Genomic DNA, 24,530 nt, shown 5'->3' with positions numbered 1-24,530 from the left:
TCCGGTACAAATGGGGGCAAAACTGGGGGCACACTTCGATTTTTTCAGGCTGCAACTACCGCCCTAGAGCCTAGTCAAAATGTTCTTCGGCGACCCTGAGAGTCTTTAGGTTTCGTCTGGCAGGCTGTTCGGCTGATCATTTCTGCCTTTCCACAAACCATAGAGCTCCACTCACTTCCAGTGGTTTGCTAAATTGGGGGCACATCTTGGGATGGTTTGAAAAGGATGCCCCCAGCCTGAGGCTCAACAATCTTCTTCTCGAAAAATCACCCGCGACAGTTCCCTACCGCCGTTGAATGCTACCAGATCACCTCAGTTCAAAGACTGACAGCGAAGCGTACCGTCGCTTGAAGTACATCCTGTGGAATTTGACCCAAAACGGCTTAACCAGGATGTCCGAGAAAGCTCCTGCGAATCGCTCATGCAGATGTGCTTCGAGAGCATGCTCGATCGCAAGCACAGGGGTCATGCCGGGCGCAGAGAGGTCTAGTGCAATTGATTCAACCACCGCGGGCAGGCAAAGTAGCCAGGGTTGCCTGTGACTGCAGGCTTGCAGGGGTTGGCTGTTCCCACAAGGGCTGTGGTCACTCACCACTTTTCACAGGCTATACAACGCACGCTCGATATCGACAGCACGCCAAGCGCGCAACTCGCCGTTACGCTCCTTCCAGTAAGCGCTTTCGCCCAGTTGGTTCTGCTTTTCTGCCTCGATGCAAAGTGCCTGGCAATAGGCTTGGTAGCGTGCAACGTTTTCTTTTACATCGCTCACATATCCTCCGCGCAATTTGAATCCGAAGTTCGGATGTTTTTCTGCGATAACAGAATCAATGACCCCACAAGTATCGGGGGCAAGGAAAGCGGCGACTTTGGATGCAAACGCAAAGCCCAATTGTGGCAAAGCACAAAGTAGCTTCACTGCTTCACCATACTGATGGTCGTCGAGAAGGCGCTTGGCATCTCTGATCAAGGCAACAGCCTTGCCACGACCAAAGTGATTGATACCGGGTCTCTGACAGACTTTTTCATTGCGCACGAAGCTGGACCCTACCAACGCCAACTGTACCCTGGATAACGCACGATTGGCGGTCGTGCGCCCAGCAGCACCTGCGTAATGCCCCCAGTAAAGGGTACTCAGATACCCAAGCAACACCTCGTCATCCACAGTCGAGCACATCAACCCGGCGTGATGCGCTTCGAGTTTCGAAGACGTATTGAACGCCACCTCACGATGCAACGCTAACGTGCCACAGAGGCCGACCATTGGATATGCATAGGCGTCTCGCTTCTGTTTGAAACTCACTGACTCGACCTTGATTTCAAAACGACACTATGCCACGAACGAATTCGAAATGATCAAGGTGGCCTGGTAGATTCCAACAGAAAACCAAACCTGACCCGATGTTCAGCAAGACCCTGTGGTCGCGGGCAAGCCAGCCCCCCCCAGAAGTCGCCAGTCAGGGCCTGGGGCAGCATTTACTTTGCAGAATCTCACACACTCGGATCATAGGCCTCCAATGGAACTGACCCAGTTCCGAAACGCGCAGGAAACGGGTCCGTCGAATTCATCCCCTTCACTGGCTTTCGCAGGTATCGCTCCCAGTCATCCGCGACATGGCGCAGGTCGATTTCATCATTGAACGACGTATGTCGACAGGCATCCATGCGCGCCTCAACCGCATGTTTGAGAAGTACAAATGAAGCCAATTGCTCCTGATCGAACGACCGGGCGAGATAGGGATAGTGGATCGCGAGCTCAGCCTCGCCCTTCTCTTGCAATTGCCGGTTCACCCGACCGAACAGCCTGTCCACACGCCCTACACGCTGTTCGTTATCACCGGGTGTCCAGGCAATTCCGTAATGGTGCACCTTGCTGCATTGAAGGTGCAGGTTCACCCCCTCCTGGAAGACCGAAGTTGCCACCAGCACGTTGGGGTAAAACGGGCTGTTGAAACCGAGAATCAACCGTCGGCGATCGCCGGAATGACTACTGGCGTACCACGCAGGGCTTTGCAGGCTGGTCAGGATGCGCCAGTCCTTCTTCCAGTCAGATAGCCCGTGGGCGGTGATCTTTCCACAGATCTGCTCGAAGGAATCCAGCGCTGCAATGAAGTACTGCCGAAGCAGCGAATCGTGCAGGCGTGGTCTCAGCGACTTGATGAATTCCAGGTAACGACTTTGAACATCGCCCCCCTTATCCTTACGACGAAACTCGGTGAACCAACTGTAGAGTTCAATGATGACCGGGCTGGCAAACAGGAAACCGACCTTCACATAATTGCCAAAATTCTCGGCGATAGCTCGGCCCTGCGGCCCAAGACCCAGCCACGTTTCCAGCCGCTGGCGTGTAGTTTCGGGCAATCCTTCATACATCAAGCCCCACAAAGTCGGCATCGTTTTTTCGTACTGTTCACCCGCTCCCCGCGTGCGCTCCTCGTGAAGCGCAAGACGAGCCCGCAGCGCTGCGCCCCCGTAATCGTCCCGATCCCGCTCGCCCACGCGCTTGCGGTCATATCCGGTATATCCGCCGCAGCGGTAGTCACTTGCAGGCTCCAGCAACAACGAAAACAGGCTCTCCGGCTTTCGCAAGCGCAAGCTGAAATTCGAGCAGTCCGTGGTCCGGTCTTTGCTCTGTTTCTTGACCACGAACAAGTCAGCAATGTGCGAGGCCAGCTTTTCATCGCCACCCAAGCCATCACGGACCTCAGTCAGATCTTCATCTTGAAGAAAATCATGGTAGCCCGATTCTTCAGCCACCTGCTGGGAGACATATCGAATGAAGAAGGCTCGCGACCAATTCTTCTTCCGCCACCCCTCCACCAACTTCTTCGGATCTCCCGGGTGCCAGGCCTGGACGATACGCCGCGCCAACATCAGGTCACTGGCTGCGTTCATGCGCTGGGTTATCTCCCGCACCGAAGCAATCCGCCTCACAAATACCAGGTGCTTGTGCTCATGCAACGGCATACGAGTGTCGAAGACATCCTCAGGCTGGCACTCGATCATCAGCGTGTCGTACTTGGGATGATCGGGATGGCTCTTGAAATACTCACGGTGCAATTGAGTGAGCTGAGTCAGAATCCCGGTATCCGGGGCACCGGAAAATGCCTGTGCAGAGTGTTCCTGTTCCAGTGATGCGGTCGCGCTGGCTGCGGTACCCGGCTGCGTGCCAACGGATTCGAACCCTTCGAGGTAGCCGTACAGGAATCTGCGGCCGCTACCCCTCTGGCCTAGTTGCTGCACCAGCTTCTTCTGGTACAACGCAAAAAACATCTCGGCCTCAGGATTGTCCAGAAAACTGGCCGGCAGCGTCTTTTCATGGCGGTAGTTGTATTTGTTGCGGTAACCCTCAGCGCCCTGCATAAGGCGCAAACGGCGCAATGCATACTTGGCGAGCAACTCATCCGGAGCAGGTTGTGGCCCGTCAGCAGACGGGTCGATGAAATACCCGAGAATGGAGGCTATATCCCGGAGCGAAGAATGGCTAGGCGTGGCGGTAAGCAACAAGACTTTCTGCCCGAGCCGGCCGCCTACTTCCCCGAAGAACTTCCGTGCGGCCTTGGCGCGTTGAGAGCTGCCATCGGCGTTACGGAAATAATGAGCTTCATCCACCACGACCAGGTCAAAGCCCTTGTTCCCCAACGATGACTTGAGCGCACGGTGAATCCTGCCAGCCTCTTCTTGGGCTTTGACGGACACATCACCCGATTGCTTATCCTCCCGCTCAACCAAGTTGCTGAGCGAATGGATAGTGGTGAAGTAAAACTGCCCGCTACCCTGCGCCACTGCATCACTCAGATCATGGAGCCGCTTGTGAATCTGCGCCTCGTGCAGCGGGCTTTTTTCAGGCCCGTCGCAGGTAAGGTGCGTACCGCCCTTGTAGTGGTCGCGCAGGAACGCGGCATACTCACGCGCCCACTGGTGGCATATGTCTTCCCGGGGTGCCATGACCAGCACCTTGGCGTCGGGCTTCAGCTTCCACAGCAACGCGATGACGCCCAATGCCTGGAACGTCTTGCCCATGCCGACCTCGTCGGCCAGCAATGCCACATTGTGCATGGACAACTTGTTCCACAAGCCAGCAACACCCTCGATTTGCCGGGTGGGCATGGAGATGTCGTTAGGCGAGTATTGCCACGCCTCATTGCCAGCGTCGAAGTTGATCCAGTTCGCGACCTGTTCCGGCTTCAACCCACCCCAACCAGTGTCACGCATAACCACATTCCTTCTGAACACGGCGAACATAAGCCAGCTTCCTTTGCAGTTCCTTCGGCAAGCGTGGCGTCGGCACCTGTAGTGTCGACCACAACTCGTCTCCCGCCGTACGGTGGCCGGCCTTGCGGTACAGCCCGGCTGCCAGTTGGTGAAGAGAATTGACCTCCTGGGCGAGGAACCAGTTGAACACGCTGGGCGGGCTGCCGTTAATCTGCTGTCGTGCCTTGGCCGCCAGTTCCTGGAGACAGCCCGGATGACCGAATACCCACAACTCGAGCTGGACCGTATCGGAAGCTGCACGCAAACGCTCGCGATACTGTTCGACTGCGTGGAACAACCGGAAGTAAGACAACGCGTCCTGTTCGATAACGGTTGAGGGCGCTGTCAGGTCCTCATCCGGCCCGGCACCATTGCGCAGGCAAGAGCGCAACACCGTGTTGGTGTCGCTGTTCGGATCGACTCCGGCCAACAGACTGTCGAGCAGGTCCTTCAGTAACTCGAAACTTTGTGCGCGTCGGAAAGACTGACCGCTCTCAACAATGATGCCCCTGAACACCGCAGGGCTGTTCTTGCGCAGAAGAATGCCGTAGCTATGGTCGGCGAGCATGGCTTCGTTATCGGGTGTCACCTGCTTGATCGGTATCAGCAACCACATACCCTCATGGCGCCGTGTGCGCCACTGCAGCGGAATCGGTTCGCTCACACCCGGTAACTTCAGCCAATAACCATCACGGGGTTTGCCTACCCACCAGTTGCCTGATACTGAAAAACAGGCACGCTTCCAGTCATAGAGCACCTGCAGGTCGAAAGGCAGCTCTTCCGGCACATCCAGACGATCGTCGGACAACAACTGCTCGCTGGCAAAATCGGCTTCGGTGACGTCAATGCGCGCTCCCAGCATGTCTGCATCACGCTTGAAGTTCAGCACGATACCGGCTTCGATATTGCGCTGCTCGAAACTGCTGGTACCGGCATGGGTGAAATTCCATGAGCCGATTGCCAGGCAGCTCCCCTGGGGGGCGCGACACAGCCAGGCCTTGGCATGGGTGATTTCGGTGAGCAGATCAGGCGGAGACGGGTTTTTGTGGAACGCCAGCGTTTCCGTCTCTATGCAGGCCGCCAACGCCTCACTCCAAGGCGTCCGGAAGTACCGCCCCTCTAAGCGGTCCGCGACCAGAGCCACCTTCAAATCAGGATTACCTGATTGCTCCTGGAGCCGCTCTAGCAAGTTGGGCACGTCGGCCGCCAGGTAGGGGGACCAAATCTGCAGTGAGGTGATGCGGTCCTGTGCCATGAGATGCTCAAGGAAGGTGCGTTTGTCGAAACTGTGCACAAATTGCCAATCAGGCCCTTCGGCCAGGCGAGGCCGGGTGCGCCAGCGGAGCTCCAGTTCCAGAGGCTCGGCCAAGGCATCGAAGAACTTCTGAATCTGCCTATATTGGTCGTTACTGCAGACGCGCTGGAAGGTGAACACCTCCTGATTGCGTCCCCAGCCGCCGACAGTCAGGTTCGCGCTGCCCGCCCCCAACACCATCTCCCCATTCTTGCTCTCCAGAAAGATGAGCTTGGGGTGAAACAACGTCTGATCGGTAAAACCATGGTAAGAATTCAGAGCGCGAGCAGACACACAATGAACGTTGATGGCCGTGCGCTTGTACTGGTCGGCGCCCAGCATCCGCTTGTCGCAGAACACCCGGAAGTCGATATCTTTCTCCACTAGGTGTGCCTGAAAGCCTTCGAAGTCCATGCGGTTGCGCGGCGGGTCCATGTTCAGCACTGCCGGAAGCAGGTGGGATTCGACAAAACCGAGGTTGAGGTTGAACGTGGTCAGCCAGACCCGTTTGAGCTCGCCCATTTCCTTCAGTTGCTGCTTGAAGGCTCCGATCAGCTTCATGCGGCCACCCCATGCAAGCCCGCAAGAAAGTGCCGAAACTGGGGAATGTAGTACTGGTGCACCCAGCCACCCAACGGACGCTCGGCAAGGGTCGGCTCACTGCGGGGCCGCACATGGATCTTTAGCTGCTTGCTATCGGCTCGGGTCACCCACGGCGACTGGCCGCGGTTTTCCATGATAAACGCGTGATAGCTCAACAATGCGTCCATCTGTGCATCGGCGTCGCCTTGGCCTGCCACGTTCAACAAACCCTGGAGGCGTGCTTGCCCAGTAGTGGAAAGCACCGTCGTCATGGAGCTGTCGGCTTTGATGGCAGCCGCACAGGCGGCCAGGGTCGAGGCATTACGCCCCAGGGCTTTCCAGCGCTGCCAGACCGTTTTGACGGGCTGGGATTTCTCGGCCAGCATCAGGTGGAACAACAGGTCCAGCTCGCTGAGGAGCGGTTCCAGCAAGCGCACGTGCACGAGTTTTCGCTGTGCGTCTTTCGGCAGCGGCTGCTTCATCGCCTCCTCAAAGACATTCGCAACCGCCCCGTCGCCGTGCTTGGGCGAAGACAACACGTTATACAAGGCTCCCGGGGCACCCCGATCCAGGTCCGTGGTGGACAACCAGAAACCGCATGTTCTGGCACCTACCGCCGCCGATGACGGAAAGGCCTCGACCAGAGCCTCGGGAAGCGTTGCCGGTATGTCCTGGAAGTTTATCTTCGGCTGGCTGCGACTGTTTGCCAGCAGGTCTTGCAGGTGAGGACGCAGGAGGTTGTAGAGGCGGGAAAGCGTCGGGGTGATGCTGATCAACGCGTCTGCGTCTTTCCACAGTACCGTCGCCGTGGGCAGGTTGTAGCGATAGTGACGGTCGAAGAAGCCCATTTCTACCAACGGCGTCTTGTAGCGGCCGCTTACGCCTAGCAGGGTTTGCCGAGCCAGTACCTGCGCTTCCGGGACATGGCTGAAGGTGAGCGAAGGGTTCCCTGTACTGTCGAACCACCCTCTTCGCGCCTTGCTGATCCCCAGCACGCCGGTGCTTTCCAGACCCGCGGTATTTTCATGGGCGATGACGCTGTAGACGTAGAGATTTTCCAGGTACACCAAACAGGCATGTTTGAACCTGAGATCGTGTTTGCCATCGTAGACCCTCTTCAATCCGCTGCCTAGCGCAATTGAGTCGTCCTCGACTAGGCTCTTGATCAAGAAGTGATTGAACAGGTTCAGGGTGAAATTACGGATATCGTTGGAAATGGAGCTGATTCGGTTCTGGAAAATCTGCTGGCCGAATCCAGACCAGATCACCTGCAACCCCAAGGGATCGATATTCAGTTCATTACCGAGGCTTTCGTCGTACTCGGTCAGAAAAGCATTTAGCAACACACCCGGACACCTCTAAAACGGACAATTCCTTTGTATCCGCCCTTGAAGCTGGCTGGATCCAACCCGACCCGAAAAATTGCATTTCGCCACTATCACTGTCAAGGGCGGCGCCGTCGTCGCTGGAACGGCAAGTTCAAGCCAGCCATCGACGAATGTTTATCAATGATCCGCGCTTCAGCTGCTGGATCCGTAGGACTAAGTCCATCTCTCCTCCTATTCGAAGTACTCGGGGTAGTTACCACACAGTCAGGGTGGATATAGCTACCGCTGAGACAAGCGGCCCCCTTAAGACACGGCCTCGCCCTGCTTCTGACTATCCCGCCATGGAGCTACTCTGACGTCCAGAGTGCACCACCACGACAGCTGTCAGGAATCGCCATTCACGATCGCTAGCACAGCCGGTGCAAGTGGAGCACAGCTTGGGGCACAACTCTTTTTTATCGGCCTGAAATAACCGTCTTAGAGCCCAGTCAAAATGTTTTTCGGCTACCCTGAGAGTCTTTAGCTTTCGTCGGGCAGGCTGTTTAGGCGATCATTTATGCCTTTTCATAGACCATGGAGATCTACCCACCTCCAGAGGATTCCCACACTCGGGGCATATCTGAAGGCATGCTTTGGATGATTTGAGAAGGATGCCCCTACCAGAAATGCTGGTGGTGATGGAATGATACTGCTTCGCGGATACATCTCAGGGAAGCACCTAAACCCCTCACCTGCTCTCCAGCACCTGCTTGCCCACCCCATAAGCCGTCCCGCTGATCCCCAGAAAAATCAACCAGGTCGGATCGAACACCGGATAGCTCAACTGCTGCTGTACATGGAAGATTCCCACCACCAGCAGCAGGATATTCACCACCACCGCCTGGTAGCGATGCAGTTGCTTGCGCTCGTCGAAGCCGGTTAGAAGGTCGTACCAGAACCCACGACTTGGCACGTAGCTGCGGCCGCTCGGGGCATTGCGGTCAGTGATCCAGGACAGGCCCGCCGTGCCGATACTGATGCCGAGCAGGACCAGCAGCGATCCATCTATCCGACGCAGGTCCCCATACAACAGCCACAGGAACAGCCCGGTGGCAACGGCGAAAGTGAACCACAGTGCCATCTGAGTGCGGCTAAGGCTGAAGGACGCGCGCACGGGTTTCCAGTCGGGCTTGCGCAGCGCCAGGCCAAAGCATGTGGCATCGACGTCCGCCGCCTCGACCGGCTCCCCAGCAAGTGCCTTGCTGGCCAGGTCGTCGTAGCGCAGGACATCGGTTCCGTCGTAGCCGGGGTATTCCTTGAGGTACTGGTTCCGAGTCGTATCGTCCGGAAACTGCGCCAGCCTGGTCCGGAGCTTGCGTGCTTCCTTCCACCACGGTGGGATCGTCGAGTCCGGCTCGTCACGCAGGGTGTCCGTCGCCCTTCCGACATATACGATGGCGGCGATGGCCAGCACGACCAGCAAAAGCGCAAGCGCCAGCCTGGCTCCGGTGGTGATGCTCACTGATGTGGCCTGGCCACGTGATGGAATCATCGCCAGCGCGGCATCGTTGCTGGACTGCCATCCGAGTGCCGCATACAGGTCCGTCGGGGCAAACAGGGCCCCGTCGGCATACAGCATGGACCACAGGCGTTGGGTTTCCGGCCCCTGGCGGATCCGGAACCTGAGCTGGACATATTGATCCACCGTTTCTGAGGCGATCAGCACGGCATCGTCGGGCAAGGGCACGCCATTGAGATACAGCACGAATGCCCCGTTCAAGGCTTCCTGCGACGTCTGCAAGGCAGTGAACGCCGCCTTGTCCACGGCAATGACCAAGTCGCCGGTGCCGACCAACGGACGAGCGTCGCTACCCAGGGTGGCACAAGCCGGGTCGCGGTTGCTCTCGCCTGTCTTGAGTGTCGCGTTCTTTTTGTCGGCCAATCTGCTTTCAAAAAGCCCTGAATCTCTTACCACTATGCATTTTGTCGCCAGTTGCGGCGTTTCCGTGGCCGCCGCGCCGGCGGCAAACAGATTCAGCGCTAGCAGTGCGCCCATGAGTCCCCACAGCTTTTTCATCATCGCAATCGCCCTCCTCTTTCGATGAGCCGCAGGTCAATGCGCCCGCGACCTGCATGTCCCTTTGCCCCACCTCAACCGTTCATGGAAATCAGTGGTGATACCGAGATGATCCTTGCTTGAACCTCATGCAATCCACGCAGCGCGTCTTCGCTTGCGGCGGTGTCGGGCGACAGCGGGTCGGCCCCGAAGAACCAGTCCAGATCCAGGGTGCTATTGAAACCGTGGCGAGCGCTGTTGCCTTCGGTCAGCGAGGTGGCGAGCATCGCGACCTCTAGCCAGAGCTCACGGTCCAGCCCGTCCTTGAATTTCGCCGGCTCGACGGTCATGACCAGCCCCTGCATCGCGTCGGTGTTCCATGGGATTCCGAGCCACTGAGCGTCCACCGCCTGCCGCATACCGTCGCGGTCGACGGCCCACGCTGCCAAGACCTTGACCTTTCCGGTACCATCGACACTGAGATCCACGCCGAACGTAGCCCACTCGCTGACGGAGGTGCTCTTCAACTCCAAAACACCGACCTCGCTGGTCTTCGTGCTCTCGGGACGCAGGCCCAGGCGAAGCTCCACCACTCTGGAGCGCGCCTCCAGATTTGCGACCAGCCGCATATTCAGGGACAGCAGCGTTCGTGCCCCGGACGCCGGCGGTACTGCGATACCCGGTGCGACCAGGTCCAGATAACCGAACTTGTATTGATCCGGTATGCTCACGGCACCACGGCCAATAATGATGGCCGGGGTCTCGAATTCGACCACCCGCACCCGCCCGTTTTTGACGTCAGGCACGACGCCAGAAATCCCTTGGAGGCTGTTCGAGCCAAGCATGTACAGTGCCGTCGGCCGCTCCAGCGGCCGACCTAGGCCTGAACGCACCTCACTGAATAACAAGGCAAGATGACGCTGGGTGTGGGTCGGGAACGGCTGCATCCCTTGTGCGGGCCTGAGCCAGAAGCGCTCACCGACAGAATCTCTGGCGGTGAACTTCAGTTCGCCATTCTCCAGGCGCGCCCGCAAATCCTTGACCTGCCAGGCCTTGCCCATTTCCAGTGGGCTGCCATCTGCAACGAAAACGGTGGCGAAGTTGCGGTTGGTTCTTGCCCAGTGCATCGACGTGCTCTGGCTGAGGCTGATTTCGCACGTCCACTTGAGTTCGTCCTGCGCAACGACCTTCACGTCGGCAAAGCCATGACCGGATGGCAATGTCCATTCGATACTTGCCAGCAACTTCGGGGCATTGCCGGCGCCCCGTTTCTCGGCCGTCGGTGGCACCAGGAAGACGGAAAGCAATGCTCGCCGTTCGTTCATTGGCGCATGCAGCAGAGCGCATTGCCAGTCGGTGATGCCGTTGGTCGTGGGCACGCGGAGCAATGACATGCGCTGGTCACCGTTCGCCGTTATGTCCAATATCCGCCAATCCATGGTCACCTCCCATGGTGTTGCGGACAGGCCAACTTCTACAAGGTCCATGGCGCCTCCCTCTACGTCAAGAAAGAGTGTGCCTTGCATGCCCGGCAGTTGAATCCAGCAGTTGCGGGTCAGGTCCGGCGGGTTCAGCCAGTCGATGCCATTGACCAGCCAGTGCGGGTGCAGGTAGCGCCGCAAGCCGACGCTGAGGAAATGTTCCTCCAGTTCCAGTGACTGCATGGTCGGTACGCCGTGGGTGTTGACCTCGAGGCTCACCGGGTCGAGCACCAGTGCGGTATTCGGGAATGCCGGCGCCGAGACCGCATCGGACTCAAAGGTAAGGCCGATCGGCCCCTCGACGGAGAGCATCGCGCTCTTCCCCATGGCTTCGTCGTAGGCTTCGTAAGCAAGGCGTGGATCGCGGCCGATTTCCTTTCGTACGTCAGCAGCGTGGACAACCCCGTTGGCTCCGGCGGACATGGCATACCCGACACCTGAGCGAACCTCCGCGACCACGCGATCCGCCAGTCCGCCATGGGTGAAGGGCCTCTCTTGCAGAATGGCCATCAGCGGCGGCGTTCGTCCCTCGCCCTCTTCTGGCGACTGCGTCAGTGGAATCATGGCGCGCAACTGCGGCCGGGTCAGCTCGATGCGAGTCGATTCGGCAAGCATCGCCACACGCAGCCAGGCTCCTTCGAAGTCGTCGGACCACGCCTGGCACTGCCCGTCGGTCTCGCGCAGCAACGCGGCGGTGTAGCGAGAATGCAAGGTAATACGATGGCGGAACACGGTAGCCGAGGGCTTATCCCAATGAACAGTGTGCAAAATGGTGCTGGCCGGCGCGGGCAGCAGGTTGATCGTGGACGACTGACCATCCCTGTCGCGCCCGGCGAAGGCTTGTATCTCGAAATTGGCCAACTGACTGTTGCCGGTGAGCAAACGCGAAGCACGCCCGGGCTTTTCGACCCTGAAGTCGTTCTCCTTGGGATTGATCCAGGCGTAGATCGGCCGACCGTCGAAGCGCCAGCGTTGGGTCAGAATGGTGATCGCGCCCAGTTGCCGCCATTGCCATGCCCTGGCGTAGGAGGGATCGGCCTTGAGCACATAGCTGCGTGCGGTACCGGCTGCCTCATAGTGGATATCGGAGCGGGCCAGTTTTTTCCATTCTTCAAGGGGCGCCGACAACGCCTGCATGCTTTCGATCAGTACTCTTGCGCCATCGAATACCACGAGGTTGCCATTCCTGCCTATGGCCAATGTCTCCAGGCGGCTGTCGAGCACTCCCAACTTCGCGCTGAACAGTCCGGATTCGACTTGTGGTCTCGCGAGCAACTGGACACAAGTGCCAGCGGGGATCTGCAATGATTTACCGTCAAATGAAAGTGCCTGGCCGGCGTTCATGGCGAAGCTGGTGACGTTCAGGGAGTGCTGGCATTTCTCGTTCACCTGTTTCAGGATATCTTTGATGCGACCCTTATCGAGTAGCGTGCCCAGGCCGGTTCCAAGACTCGCGAGGATCTCGCCCAGTGATGGAATTTCCATCTGATAGACCGCCTGGGGTTTGAGCTCCGGCCGCTGACTCAGTCGTTCAGTGGAATCCATCAGCCCATCCAGTACCACCACGTCCAGGCGCAGACTGCTTACTGCGGGATCGAGCAGTGCGTCCAGTAATTTGCCAAGCTCCAGATCGCGCGAACGGTCGATGTTGGCGGCTTCGAGCAGATACAGGAAGAGTTTGATCTGGTGATCGTCCTTCAGGCCTTTGAACACTTTATAGCGAAGATCCGGATTGGCGATCCAGCGTACGAAGTCGCTGTAGGGCACCCGTGGGAAGTTCACCTTGAGGGCGGCGCGATTGCCAAAAGGAGCCCTCCATCCACCGCCTGCGAGCCCCGTGAATGACGCCCCCAGTAGGAGCAAGTTCTCCACGTTGGGTCCCTGCCCCGTGGCTCGCTCTGCTGACGCGGCAGGATCGGCGAAACTGACGGTTGCCAAGCCTGGTGAGGTCAAACCCAGGCGCAACGACAACGAGTCGACTCCGGGCTCCTTCGCGATGCTGATTTTTTCACCTTCGAAATCGATTTGGAACGTGTTGCCCGCCAGCACAATCGACAGTGCCTTCTTCGCTGATGTACCCGAGACCGGCACTGCCGGAACTGTTTGGAGGGTGGCCCCATGGTAAATACTCAGCGTCAACTTGCCGCCGTCCGGCCCCGAGTAGCGGAAATCTTCCAGATAAATTTCTCTGGACGGTTGAACCGCATCGAAATGCAACGCACCGCTGCCATCCACCTGGCGGAACAGATCCAGCGGCAGACTTGCATCGCTGTGCAGGCCCAGTCGTGGATAGTCCGCCGACAAGGGTTGCAGGCCTGCTGGGATCACGCCGAGGCGTTGGACAGTTTCACTGTCGTTGATGGTCGTGCGACCAATCGCAGTGCGGCGCGAATACGTCAGGCTCAGTTTCGGTTTACCGTCGACCTCGATCTTCGCTGCGGGCAACCAGGGGGCGCTACCCTGCATGCCCCTCGGCAAGCTTCCACTACGCCCGACGACATGGGCGCAGACCTCATACCGCGCACCGTAGGCGAGCGTTGGCAAAGGCTGGAAGCCATTTAGCAGTGTCGCCGGATAGTCCGTACCAAAAAACGCCTTGCCCAGGGGATCGAAGCCGGCACCCGGCAGGCTTTCGTCAAAAGCGCTGCAGGCCAGTGGGAGTCCGTCATAGTGCAGGAACAAGGATCGACGGCCATCATTGATGGTTGTAGGGACCGGCTGTACGGTAATCGCTTCGGCCAGTGCGGCGGGTGACGGGCTGGCCGGATGATGGAAATCGGCGAGGTTGGCGTAAGCCCACGGCGTATAAGTCTGGCCATCAATAGTTCGTCGCAGGGCCAGCGCCATCCCGGAAAAGGCGGCGGAGAATTCGTCCTGCTCCAAGTCGTCGACCACCGGGTCAACGGTGAGCGGAATCGCCAGGGGACCGGGAGCGAGGTCAGGGGAAAAGCGGGTACTGGCCGGAACGAACAGTTCTCGCTGCACGGTCCTCTGCATATGTTCGCTGACCAACGCCAGGGCCGCCAATGCCTCCTTATCTGCCGGAAGTTCCGTGGGCTGGCCCTTGGGGAGGTCTGTGAAAAAATCTTCGGGAGCGGGGATGAACGCCAGACAATCGAGCATTGATTGTGTGGCGTCCGGCTTCGGCCCGGTTCCACGGCCGCCCAGCCGCCAATTCCAGAACTCAAGCCCTTCGGCTGCTTTTTCCAGCGTCTGGGTAGTCGCTTTCGACTGATGCAGCACCGTGTCACAGATCAGCTTGCCTACCGATTGACGGGCGGCATCGGCGCCGTTGAGTCCTGTGTTCAGCAGTCCTTCGAAATCCAGCACTGCCTGATCGTAAACCTTCAGGGCCTTTTCCGGGTCACCATCGACGTACTGCTTGAGACTATCGGAAACTGTCTTGCGAATCTGGTGCAACAGGCGCAGCACCGTCGATTCGAAACCGTTTTCACTGAGAACCGCATCCTGCAGGGGTGCCAATTCGGCGCTGAGCTTCTCAAGCGGGAGTGCCTCCAGTTCTTTCCATTTCTGCGCAGCCGGTTGGACGCAGGCCTGCAGTAATCGATACAGCATCGAGTCAGTAGCGGCAAACGATGATGTCCCCTGTCCGCCTTGCGGCCGGCAGATGTCCAGCAACACATCGATATAGGCTTTCATGTCCACCGATATCAGGTTTTGCTGAATTCCTCCTCGGATGGCCTTGCGCAGCACAGAGCGAGGGGTGTCGGCGGGCATGCCGTCCTTTTTCAGGCGCTCGATCAGCACATCAAGCAAAGGCCCGAGTAAGCCCCCCTCCCGTGGACTGTCCGCCACTTGGCCAACGTGAGGCATCATCAGCGCCAGCAGCAGGGTGTCCAGACTGGTGGCCAGTGTGGCCAGGGCACGCCAGGACTCGCGACGCACCCTTTGCACCAGCGAGGGTTGATCCTTCCACTGCACCTCACTGACCGCAAAAAAACCGGTGAATAGCGAGCCCGCCCGCTGCTCGATCCTTGTCAGCGTTCGATACGCAGCCTGTTCAGAGTCATCTTTTCCGAAGTTAACGAAACCCGTCTCCGGATCGATCAGCATGTCACCCATCGCCGGGCGTATAGCGCGGTTAGAACTACAGAAATCCGCTATTCCCGATGCATAGGCAAACTCCACATCATCCGCCTCGAGCCGACCTTCGGTGTCCCCAGGTGAAAGAGCGTCATCGATAAGGGGCTGGAATACCACATCCTCACTACCTGCGTAGTCGATGTGCAGGACGTACGCGAGCCCCAGGCACTGCGGGACCGGAGCAACCCAACTGGATGCGCCCACCAGCACGGCATGGGCATCGAGACTCGCGGTGTTATCGATGCCATTGAGATACAGATTGCGCAGGGCCCAAAAGCCTGGCGCATTGAGGTTGGCTGCGGCTTGGGCGTGGCTCTCGAACCAGCGCCTGAAATCATCAAGAAGAGCCGTGGTCACGCCGGATGGCTGAAGGTCCGCAATCGCCTGGGGAGGCTGGCCGTTAACGACGGTATAGGCACGAAACTTCAAGCCTCCGCCCTTCAGCATATCGAAGAACGCCTGGTACGCCTGTCGGGCCTGTTCCTCCGTTTCTCCTTCCTCTGTCTCGGCCTTAAAAGCGAGCCGAACTGAAAACCCGCGTTGTAGTTCGTCCTGGAATCCCTTGAGCTCTTCCTCGGTCATGCAGATGATGGTCCGCTTCATCCTTTCAGCCTCCCCTGTCCATCAATCAGTTTTCGGGCCTTCTCAAGGCTCTCGGAACGCACCTGGCTTTCACTGTTGCTCGTAACCTCCCTGCGCCCTCCGGTCATGCGATAGCGCACCTGCCCTCCAGCGCTCACGGTGAAGAATCGCGAAATCCGAATGCTCACCCTGAAGGACCCGGTAGCATCGATATCGCCGTTGTCTTGGTAACTCAGGCGCAGGGTCACCGATAGGTAGGCGCTGGCGATACGAAGTACATCGACCACGCCGACGATGACCACCACCATCGATACGGTCAGCCCGCCGCCGGGCTGGCCGATCAACTTGCGATAGGTCAGCGCGACGTTGAGCGAAATCGAAACCGTCCCCGACACACCGCAGAAGGAAAACCCCAGCGAGCCCGAGCCGCCAGCCGCCGCGTCCACCACTACCGCCAGCTCGTTCTTGAACGGCCGGTAGTTCAGGTCGACGGTGAGCCAGCCGCTGCCGCCGATGATGAATACCGAGAACAGGAACGGCAGGTCGGCGCGGGCCAGGGCGAAGCTGTTGCTGATGAGAAAATCGGGAAACGCCAGCAGGCGGAAAGCGTTGCTGATCTGGATGTTCTGCACCCCGCTTGTGCCGAACATCATGCCCATCGGGGGCAGCGCGAACAGGTGTTCCACTCCGACGGGAATGCCGTTGTCCTTGATGATCTTGAGCCCGCCGATCTCGTCGCCAAAGATCGACTGGAAGGTGTTCTGAATGAACTGGAAGCTTGGATTGAGACGGATCTGGCGCGGGTCGAAATCGACCTTGAGGCCGCTGCTCTTGTCGAAACGCACGGCCACTTGGCTCAGCGTGACCATGGATGTACCGGCCACCACTGCATCGAAGTCGGTCAACAGCGTCGCAGTGCCGCTTTGCTCGACTTCGGCGCTGTCCTTCGAGGCCTCCAGGCGTACAACCGCAGAGATCTTCGTGTTGAGCAGGTCCAGAGTCACCGGCCCGACGCTGAACAGAGAGCGACGCTCAGGCAATGGCAGGTCGACATCGACCTGGACCCAGGCTCGCAGGTTCTTCTTGTCGAACTCATGGGTGACGCGGATGGCATCCTTGGCCGCGGCCGGTAGCATGTATCCGGGCAGGAGTTTGCGCAGGTCGAGCCCAGCCAGGTTCTGCAGGACCTTGCCGATGTCCTGCTTCGACAGGTCGACCGGGATCAGGCGTTCACCGAGTCCGTCGATCTGCATGTCCAGGCCCAGTGCCTTGAGATCATCCCCCAGTCGACCGAACCAGGCATTGATCTGCGGCATGTCCACCCGATCCTCGACCCAGCCGAAGAAGTACGATGAGTTCAGGCGCGAGAAATCCAGGTAGGGCAATTCAGGCGTGGAGCCAAAGGCCGCCATGGCCCGCAGGATGTTGTTGGGGACAGCCAGCAGGCCGCCCTCACCCAGGCGGCCGACGGCGTCGATCACTCGGTCGCCGTAGCCTTCGACCAGGTTGCGGGTTGCGGCGAGGTCGTTGCACAGGCCGCGGACGTCGTGGCCGAAGGTCTCGACCTGATTCAGCAGTGTCTTGTACTTTTCGTCATCACCCAGCATGTCGTCGAGGCTGTCGAACAGTTCTGTCTTTGCCTTTTCCAGGCGATCTTTAAGAGGCTGCAATGTGACTGTAGTTTCCTGGACAAGTCGATCCCGCAACCCACTGATTCCGCTAGCCACGTTTCGGCAAGCGTCCTGGACCGCATCATTGACGCCCCCGAACAACGCCGCCGCGTTGTCTAGACTGCTGATCAGTTCGTCGGTGCAAGTGTCAATTAGGTCGATGGCCGCTTTACGACGATTCTCGATCGCTTGCGCAGTGTCGAACACCGGAGGCCCCACCCGGTCCAGAACCAGTACGACTGCCGGCAAACCCAGTAGGCCCTTGACCAGTTGCTCTACCAGCACTTTGCTGCCTAAAGCGTTCTCCGCCTCCTTCACTTTTCCAAGGGTTGTCTCGATAACCTTTTCGAGCTCCTCATTCAACGGCCTGGTCTGGCCTGTAAGCCATTGCTCGGCGTCATCAAGGGAAATCCTGGCCTGCTCGAACAGATGGTCGGCCCACTTCTCTGCCTGCGGAAATACCGAAAGCAATTTCTCGACCTCGGCCGGAACGGAAATCGACACCGAGGTCAGCGCCGTGTCGAACGCCTGGAGCAAATCATCGCCGACGTCGGAAACCGCCTTCTTCAGATCGTCGCTCAGGGTGTTCGCCCCCGTTTTCAGACGCTCCCGCGCATCCACCAGTTGGCCGGCGATTGCCACTGTCTCTTGCGAGAGCAGTTTGCCCGACACAGAAGCTTCCTTGGCAAGCTTCCTGGCGAGCTCCTCGAAAACCTTTACAGCGTTGTCCAACCCTTCGCCAATCGACTTCAATGCGCTGCGGACCGGTTTGAGCGCCTCGACCCGCTCGGGCGTCGTCTCGATTTTCAGCAGTACGTTTTCGACGTTCGCCACGTATGCCGTCACGACGGCTGCGTCAGGCAAAACGCTTTTCACGCTAGCCAGGAACCGGGCCAACAATTGCAGTTGCATTGCCCCCTTGAGAGCCTGTTCGATCATCCGGGTAGCGACCGCCCCGATACGCTGGGCAAAGTCGTCGAGCTCCACGGACAGACGCTGCCGGGCACTGTTGAGTTCTCCCCGAAGCACCTCGCTTGTGCGCGTCAGCGCACAAGCGATCTGTTGCTCCAGGTCTTGCCCTCGGCTGGCTGACCAAGGTTTGGCCTGGTCGATGGTCTTACTCAGGGCATCGAGTTCGGCGCGTGCCCGGTCAAACCCGTCATGCCCGGCAGCTATTGCCCCGTTCACGGTGAGACGGGTGATTTCGATACCGCGCCGCAACTTGCCCAGTTCTGCCGTGGTCGACTCGAACAGGGGCAGCAGCAGCTTTTTCAGTTCACTTTGCAGGTACAAGTCAAAGTCGCTACGGAGGGCGAACTCGCCGGGTAACGCCTGGGACAGCATCTGAATCTGTTCCTGCCGCCAGGCATCCAGTTCCTGAACCATGGCCATGCGCCTGGCTGTGATTGCGCTGCCGAGGTTCTGCTGCAAGGCGGCGCAGGGCGAAGGTACCGAACCGTCCAGTTGTACGAATTGCGAGTCAAGAGCCTTGAAGACTTTGTCGCAACCGGTTTTCAGTTTATCGAAGTGCTGCTCAATGCCACTTTGGGCGATGGCATCCTGTGTTGCCGCAGCACCCAGCGCAACCAGGCGCGCCTTCAGGGCGTCCCGTTCCGCAGCATCCGTCGGACGTTTCGCCGGCAGATCGCCAACGTTCGCCAGGCAGCTGGACAACTCCCTCAACGGCCCCGTAACCACTCTCCCCTTACTCAGCACCCCTTCGAACAATTCCTGGGTAAGGTCGCCTTGCTTCAGGGCGGTGGGCAGCTTATCCAGCAGTATCCGCGTAGCGTTCTCCGGCAGGTTCAGTGGGCTTTCCTGCCGCCCGGCACGCATGAAGGTCAGTGTTTCCAGTCCGACATACACCGGTTTGTCGGCCCGTCCGGCATTGATCGTGGTGCGTTGCGTCGCCGGTGCCAGACGCCAGGTGAATCGGGCAAAGCCTGTCGGCACCTTGATCGTGGCGTCATCGTTCCGTGGCGGAGGCAGGTCGGCGTAGTCGATGCCCCGACGCACGGCCCAGGCGTTGGTATCGTCGGTCTGCTCCGGGGTGGTATCGGCAAAGAAGTACAGGTTGTCGGGATTGAGGCACTCCTGGGCAGCCAGGGGATTGTCTCCATCGCCTTCGGCGGCGGTGACGAAAGCGATGTCAGGCATCGCATAGACCTGGGGCCGCTGCCTGGCGGCATGGCGGTTCCACAGCGGGACGATCCAGCCACTGGTGCCCACGTCCTCGGCCCAGAAGCTGTCCACCGGAATGATCCGCTTGTTGAAGCGCAATGCCCGCAGGAAGCTGCTGGTGTGCGCGGCGGCAGTGGGCATGTCCGGATACTGCCGCTCTGGCTCGAGGATCTCAATGTATTCGCTGATCTTGCGCAGCACCGGCCGGCGGGTCCGGGTTCCCAACCCGCCTTCCGGGGTGAACTGCGCCGAAGGGTTGACCGTGCGTTCGTACACCACCACATGCTTGGCGCGGTGCCAGAACACCGCGATACGCCCGAGCACCTCGACCTTCTGGCGCTGGACGAAGCCGCCGCGGGTCTCGCTGATGATCGACACGCGGTTGTTGTTGAATTTGACCGTCTGGTCGGCATCGCCACCGAGGGGCGACAAGGCGATGGTTTCGATCGAGCCGCCGCTGGCTCGTGGCTGGGCCAGAACCAGCCGCAGCACGTTGGCTGATTCGATCGGCCACAACGCGCCCCCGGACAATCCGTTCGGGTGCAGGCGCGGCGACAGGTCGGGCGTTTCCTGGGTTGGCGAACCCGGCACTGTGTCCGCGTCGACCGGTGCCTCCAGCGCTGCCACGGCGGCCCGGTGCAGCGCCGTCGTGCGCAAGGCGAAGCGCGCGCCAGCGCTGAAGCGCACCGGCGCGAACTGCATTTGCTGCGTAGGATCGTCCGCCCACAGTTCAAGGCGCCGGGGGCGTGTCTGCATCGCCTTGTGCAGCAGGTTCCAGCGGTCTTGATCGCGCTCTTCGTAGAGGGGCACCGGACGCCCGGTCAGTGCCTCGATTTCCGCGACCCGGGTGCGTCGCGCTGTGCCTTGCTCCAGTCTCGGCGTCACGCCGAAGGCGAGGCCATAAAGGAACTCCCCATGCAGCGAGGTCAGCGCGCAACCCAGACCCAGCTCGCCGCGCTGGTTGAACAGATCGCCCGCGGCCCACTCCGGCAGCACGTAGTTACGCTCCACATCCGCCGGCTGGATCCACAGGTGGGCGGCGGGCGTCAGGCGGAATTCGACGGCGCGCCGGTGTGACCGGGTGACGGTCGGGTCCTGGTCTGCATCGATCGGGCGAACGAACCCATTGGCGGCAAATTCTGTCTCGACCTTGGCATCCTGCAGTTCGAGCCGGCGCGGCTTGTCCATGCTCTCGCCAATGACCTGCGGGGGCAGCACGTAGTGATAGAGCCCGGTGGACTGCCTGAACTTCCAACCCCGGTCGTCGCTGTCGTAGCTGGCGATGGTCGCGCTGTCCTCGCCTCCGAGCATTTCCAGCGGCGTGGAATAGAAACGCTGGATGGTGAAGGGTTGCTCGCCGATCAGCAGGCTCTTCTGCGCCCCCGAGTTGCTCTCGATGTCTTCATCCAGATTGGCCAGCAGGCGCCATTGGCGATCGCCGCGGATTTCTTCGGTGCACTTGAGCAGGTATTGGCCGCTGCCGGCCGTGGCACCGGGCTCGCGGTACAACAATGGCTGGGCACGCCCGCTGCGGTCCCCACGCAGGACGTCCACGGCCAACGGATCGACTCTCGCCACAGCGAGGGTCAAGGCTACCTTGATGCCCAGCATTGCGGGGGTGCCGCTGACGCCCGGATCGTCGCGCAGACGTATGCGGATCGAGGTCGATTCGATGAAAACGGGCTTGTCGTGGACCAGTTCCAGGCCGCCCAGCGAGGCGGTGAGTGGGACCTTGCCGGTGAGGTTTTCGATTTGTACCAGCTTCAAACAGATACCGCGAAGATCGTCTCCCTTAACGTCTGTCTCATGAGCCAAATAGCATCCCAATGAAATGGATTGCCGATGCAATGAAGGCCAACTGACCCGCAATGGTATACGTGTCTGCTTCTCGGCCATTACGCGGTCATTGAAGATGCTCGTGTCTTCGGGATTCGACAGCATCGCCGACCAGATCCACGGCTTCTTCTCGAGTTCAAGCCTGCCATCGGACAGGGAACCGCTGCGTTGTCTGGCGTACAGCCCGAAATGCATCAGCCCGTTGCCTGAGGGGGACGCCACTTCAAGCTTTGGCAGACTCGACTGGGGCTGGTCCGGCGCTAGTTGGTGTAGTGAAAACCGTGCACGGTTCATGGAGGAAATGGAGGCATGGATCAGTTCCAGAAAGCCCGTGCCCTGAGTTCTTGGGGCAAAGTTGCCGCTCACCTTCCCCAAATCGATGGCGTTGTACTCCGTGATACCGCCAATGCTCGCTTGCACGGAGATTTCGTGCTTTTCGCTCCAGACATCAGTAACTGTTCCGGTAAGGACCACGGTGATATGCAACTGCTTGCCAAAGCTGAGCCAGGTACCATCCATGCCTTCAGCACGCAGCTCGATAAGTCTGCTTCTTACCCGGATATCTGCAACTTTGTCGTTATCTGTAGATGGAAGCTGGGAGTTCAAGGCAAAACGTTGTTCGATGCGATAACCAAGGCGGTCACCGTTCCCTGAACTTCTGATCGCAATGCCGAGCGCGGGCAACAGCGGCCCGATATCGCCCTCTTCGAAGCGAACGTCGAAACTAGCACTATCGGGGGGTGTACGCACACCCAGGGCAGGTAGCAAATGCCCCAGGATCGATTTCGCAGAGGGCCAATAATCCGGTTTTCTAATTTCGACCCAGGACTCTACGTTCCTGGTTTTCGGCCAGGTGTCCCACGCGAAGCCGAAGCGGCCAATAGCCTTCATCGAAGGTGGTCGCAACGAGCTGAATGAAATGCCGTTCTCTCCAACACTACCGGTCGAGCGGTCCTGGCGACCGAACTCCATGTTTTCCACGAGCAACGGTTGCGCAATCGCTGTGAAACTGGACACGGCCACACGGGGGCTATACAACGCGGAAAACGCGACAAACGCTCGTTCCGCCTTGAACTGCTCATCATCCTGGGGGGACAGCAGAGGCAGCGCCAGGTCGAACCGCAAAAGAGGATTGCTGTCCTGACCTATCAGTACCCGGCTCTTGTAGTGACTCGTAGAACCGGAAGGAAAATGCTCTCGGACCACAGGAACCCGCAGGTCCAGTTCCTGATGAAATGCCCCTGCCTGGTCTTTGCGCACCGCATACTGCTCGAATACCTGCACGCCTTCGAACGCCAGCACGGCACCCGATTGATCGAAACGCCACGAAAGAGTCTTGTCGGCGGCATGTTTCAACACGGCCTTGGCAGCATCAGAGCTCTTCGGCACGGGTTGAATGTTGGTGAGTGAGTCCGTGAATTCCAGATCTGGCTTCCAGGCGTCCTTGGGTACCCAGCGCGCGCATCCCACCATTGCGGCCTTCTTGGCATCGAGAACGTAATGAATCTCGACCACCCCCTCCGCTGCCGGTACTTCGGGCTTGACCGACCTCAATGGCGGCCATGAGAACGTACCGAAACAACGAAACGCCAGAAATCGGTCAGACATTGTCCACCTCCCTGTGAGCCCGGAAAATTGCCAAAGAACGGCGTGTTCGGGCGCCTCGGCTGTTTGCTGGAACAGACGCTGCATTGATAGCACAATGCTAGTCGTCGTTTTCTTTCGCGCTATGCAAGCAAACAAATTTTTTTTGGCTACATTTCCTGAACGTGTCGACTTTCAAGGAATGATCCCGTGGCCAACAACATCGCCGTCAAACTCACCATCGGCATCCCCAGTGAAATCGTTTATTACCTTACATATGCCTACAATGGCGGCACCAAGTGCAGCCCAAGTGTGACCTTGGACCTCGACCAGGCGGGCCCGACATCGTTGAAGGTTCCCGCGCTGGCCTGGGGCACCACCCGCGAGTACGACAGTGACGATGTACTGGCTGCCAGCGCAGGAAAGCCGGCGTGGTTCCGCTCCCTGCGCCCGGGCGCGCAGCCAATCGGGACGGCAACCCTGGCGCGAACGACGGACAACCTGAACGCGGTCTGGACGCCTTTCGACGGCGCCAGCCATGCTGTGAAATTCATCATCGACGGTGGCAATCCATTGGCCGTGGCACCCCATATCGATGCCACGATCATTGTCGGCCTGCGCAAGGCCGCAGGTGACGTGCAGTTCAGTGTCGACGGCATACATGACGGATTTCCCAACTACACGCTGCAGATCAATGGCAAAACGGTCTACGAGTGGGATGCCGTAAAACAGGGTGAAGATCCATCTGCCCTGGGAGGTACAGGCGATCAAAGTATAAAGATCGCCTGGAAGACACTATGACGATCTGATGGTCGAACTCGAGATTGCGCCCGGAAATTGCTTGAACTTGGCTGGAGATTATTCAACTTGCAGAGATGTATGCCGTTCGAATGGCCTCTGGATAACCGCGCAGCCGTAGAAAGCTCGGCGCGGAGTATCCTGCTAGCTCGGATCTGCGGGGTTCCATGTTGCGTTGATGCGTTGATCGTCCGTGGGCTCCACCAGGGGGGCAAAAACACTTACTTTTGCAGCCTTCCAATCGATTACAACACTCGGCGCGACGCAAGGTTACAGTTCAGGCAAGACGATCGGTGCCCTCCTCGCTCAAATCACGCGAAACAATCCATCAATGACCTGCGTCTTCGCCAGTCGCGCCTTCAAATCGGAATCGAGATAGTGGTCGTCATCGCGGTACTCCTGAATCGCCTCTGGTTTCGTAGACACCTCCAAGCCCAGCAAACCAATTACGCGGATGCAAATATTGGGTCGAACACAGCCGATCGGAGTTGCTGCTCTCGACCGAGAGCGGATTAGCTTGTCCTTGATGAGCCCTGCACCCTCCCTCCAGATGCAATAAGAAGTTACACTGAAAGCCATCTGAATCCATCTTGGTCTCTATCAGAAAACGCCACTCGCGATCGCTCGTAAACCTTATGCAGTTGGGGGCAAAATTGGGGCATATTTGAAATTTTTCTGCCTGAAAATGTTGTTCTAGAGCGTAGTCAAAATGTTCTTTGGCGACCCTGAGAGTCTTTAGGCGCTGTCGGGCAGGCTGTTCATCTGATCATTTTTGCCTTTCCACAAACCATGGAGCTCCATTCA

8 protein-coding genes are annotated in these 24,530 nt (G+C 58.8%); 1 reads left to right on the top strand and 7 read right to left on the bottom strand.

Features of this window, described 5'->3' with window-relative positions; translation table 11 throughout:
- Positions 1 to 598: 598 nt before the first annotated feature.
- From BLS87_RS03625 to BLS87_RS03595, 7 genes are all read right to left on the bottom strand, one after another.
- Entirely contained in the window at positions 599 to 1,300 is a 702-nt protein-coding gene (locus BLS87_RS03625) for a hypothetical protein (protein ID WP_143024295.1), read from the bottom strand.
- Between the two features lie 188 nt (positions 1,301 to 1,488).
- Complete coding sequence (locus tag BLS87_RS03620) at positions 1,489 to 4,242, bottom strand: DEAD/DEAH box helicase (protein ID WP_208605132.1); 2,754 nt, start codon at positions 4,240 to 4,242, stop codon at positions 1,489 to 1,491.
- Positions 4,205 to 6,106 carry a phospholipase D-like domain-containing protein gene (locus BLS87_RS03615; RefSeq protein ID WP_074750353.1) on the bottom strand — a complete coding sequence of 634 codons (1,902 nt, stop codon included), beginning with the start codon at positions 6,104 to 6,106 and terminating at the stop codon, positions 4,205 to 4,207. The genes BLS87_RS03620 and BLS87_RS03615 overlap by 38 nt, the downstream gene beginning before the upstream one ends.
- On the bottom strand, positions 6,103 to 7,473 hold the full coding sequence (locus tag BLS87_RS03610) for a hypothetical protein (RefSeq protein WP_074750351.1): 1,371 nt from the start codon (positions 7,471 to 7,473) through the stop codon (positions 6,103 to 6,105). The genes BLS87_RS03615 and BLS87_RS03610 overlap by 4 nt, the downstream gene beginning before the upstream one ends.
- A 709-nt stretch (positions 7,474 to 8,182) precedes the next feature.
- Positions 8,183 to 9,514: a hypothetical protein gene (locus tag BLS87_RS03605; RefSeq protein WP_074750349.1), complete on the bottom strand. Its 1,332-nt coding sequence runs from the start codon at positions 9,512 to 9,514 to the stop codon at positions 8,183 to 8,185.
- A gap of 71 nt (positions 9,515 to 9,585) precedes the next feature.
- Positions 9,586 to 15,678, bottom strand: coding sequence for a hypothetical protein (locus tag BLS87_RS03600; RefSeq protein WP_074750347.1), 6,093 nt, complete (start codon positions 15,676 to 15,678; stop codon positions 9,586 to 9,588).
- Positions 15,675 to 22,952: a phage tail tape measure family protein gene (locus tag BLS87_RS03595; RefSeq protein WP_074750345.1), complete on the bottom strand. Its 7,278-nt coding sequence runs from the start codon at positions 22,950 to 22,952 to the stop codon at positions 15,675 to 15,677. The genes BLS87_RS03600 and BLS87_RS03595 overlap by 4 nt, the downstream gene beginning before the upstream one ends.
- 186 nt (positions 22,953 to 23,138) lie before the next feature.
- Here BLS87_RS03595 and BLS87_RS03590 point away from each other — a divergent pair, with 186 nt between their 5' ends.
- Positions 23,139 to 23,729 carry a hypothetical protein gene (locus tag BLS87_RS03590; protein WP_074750343.1) on the top strand — a complete coding sequence of 197 codons (591 nt, stop codon included), beginning with the start codon at positions 23,139 to 23,141 and terminating at the stop codon, positions 23,727 to 23,729.
- Positions 23,730 to 24,530: the final 801 nt, after the last annotated feature.

Origin of the sequence: Pseudomonas abietaniphila, from assembly GCF_900100795.1 — a bacterium.
Lineage (GTDB): Bacteria > Pseudomonadota > Gammaproteobacteria > Pseudomonadales > Pseudomonadaceae > Aquipseudomonas > Aquipseudomonas abietaniphila.
Note: the sequence above shows the minus strand (reverse complement) of the source record. Positions and strands in the feature narration are given on the sequence as shown.

Excerpts from the sequence above, each read along its gene's own strand:
- BLS87_RS03600 (WP_074750347.1), bottom strand. The coding sequence starts at position 15,678 with ATGAAGCGGACCATCATCTGCATGACCGAGGAAGAGCTCAAGGGATTC.
- BLS87_RS03605 (WP_074750349.1), bottom strand. The coding sequence starts at position 9,514 with ATGATGAAAAAGCTGTGGGGACTCATGGGCGCACTGCTAGCGCTGAAT.
- BLS87_RS03620 (WP_208605132.1), bottom strand. The coding sequence starts at position 4,242 with ATGTTCGCCGTGTTCAGAAGGAATGTGGTTATGCGTGACACTGGTTGG.
- BLS87_RS03615 (WP_074750353.1), bottom strand. The coding sequence starts at position 6,106 with ATGAAGCTGATCGGAGCCTTCAAGCAGCAACTGAAGGAAATGGGCGAG.
- BLS87_RS03595 (WP_074750345.1), bottom strand. The coding sequence starts at position 22,952 with ATGTCTGACCGATTTCTGGCGTTTCGTTGTTTCGGTACGTTCTCATGG.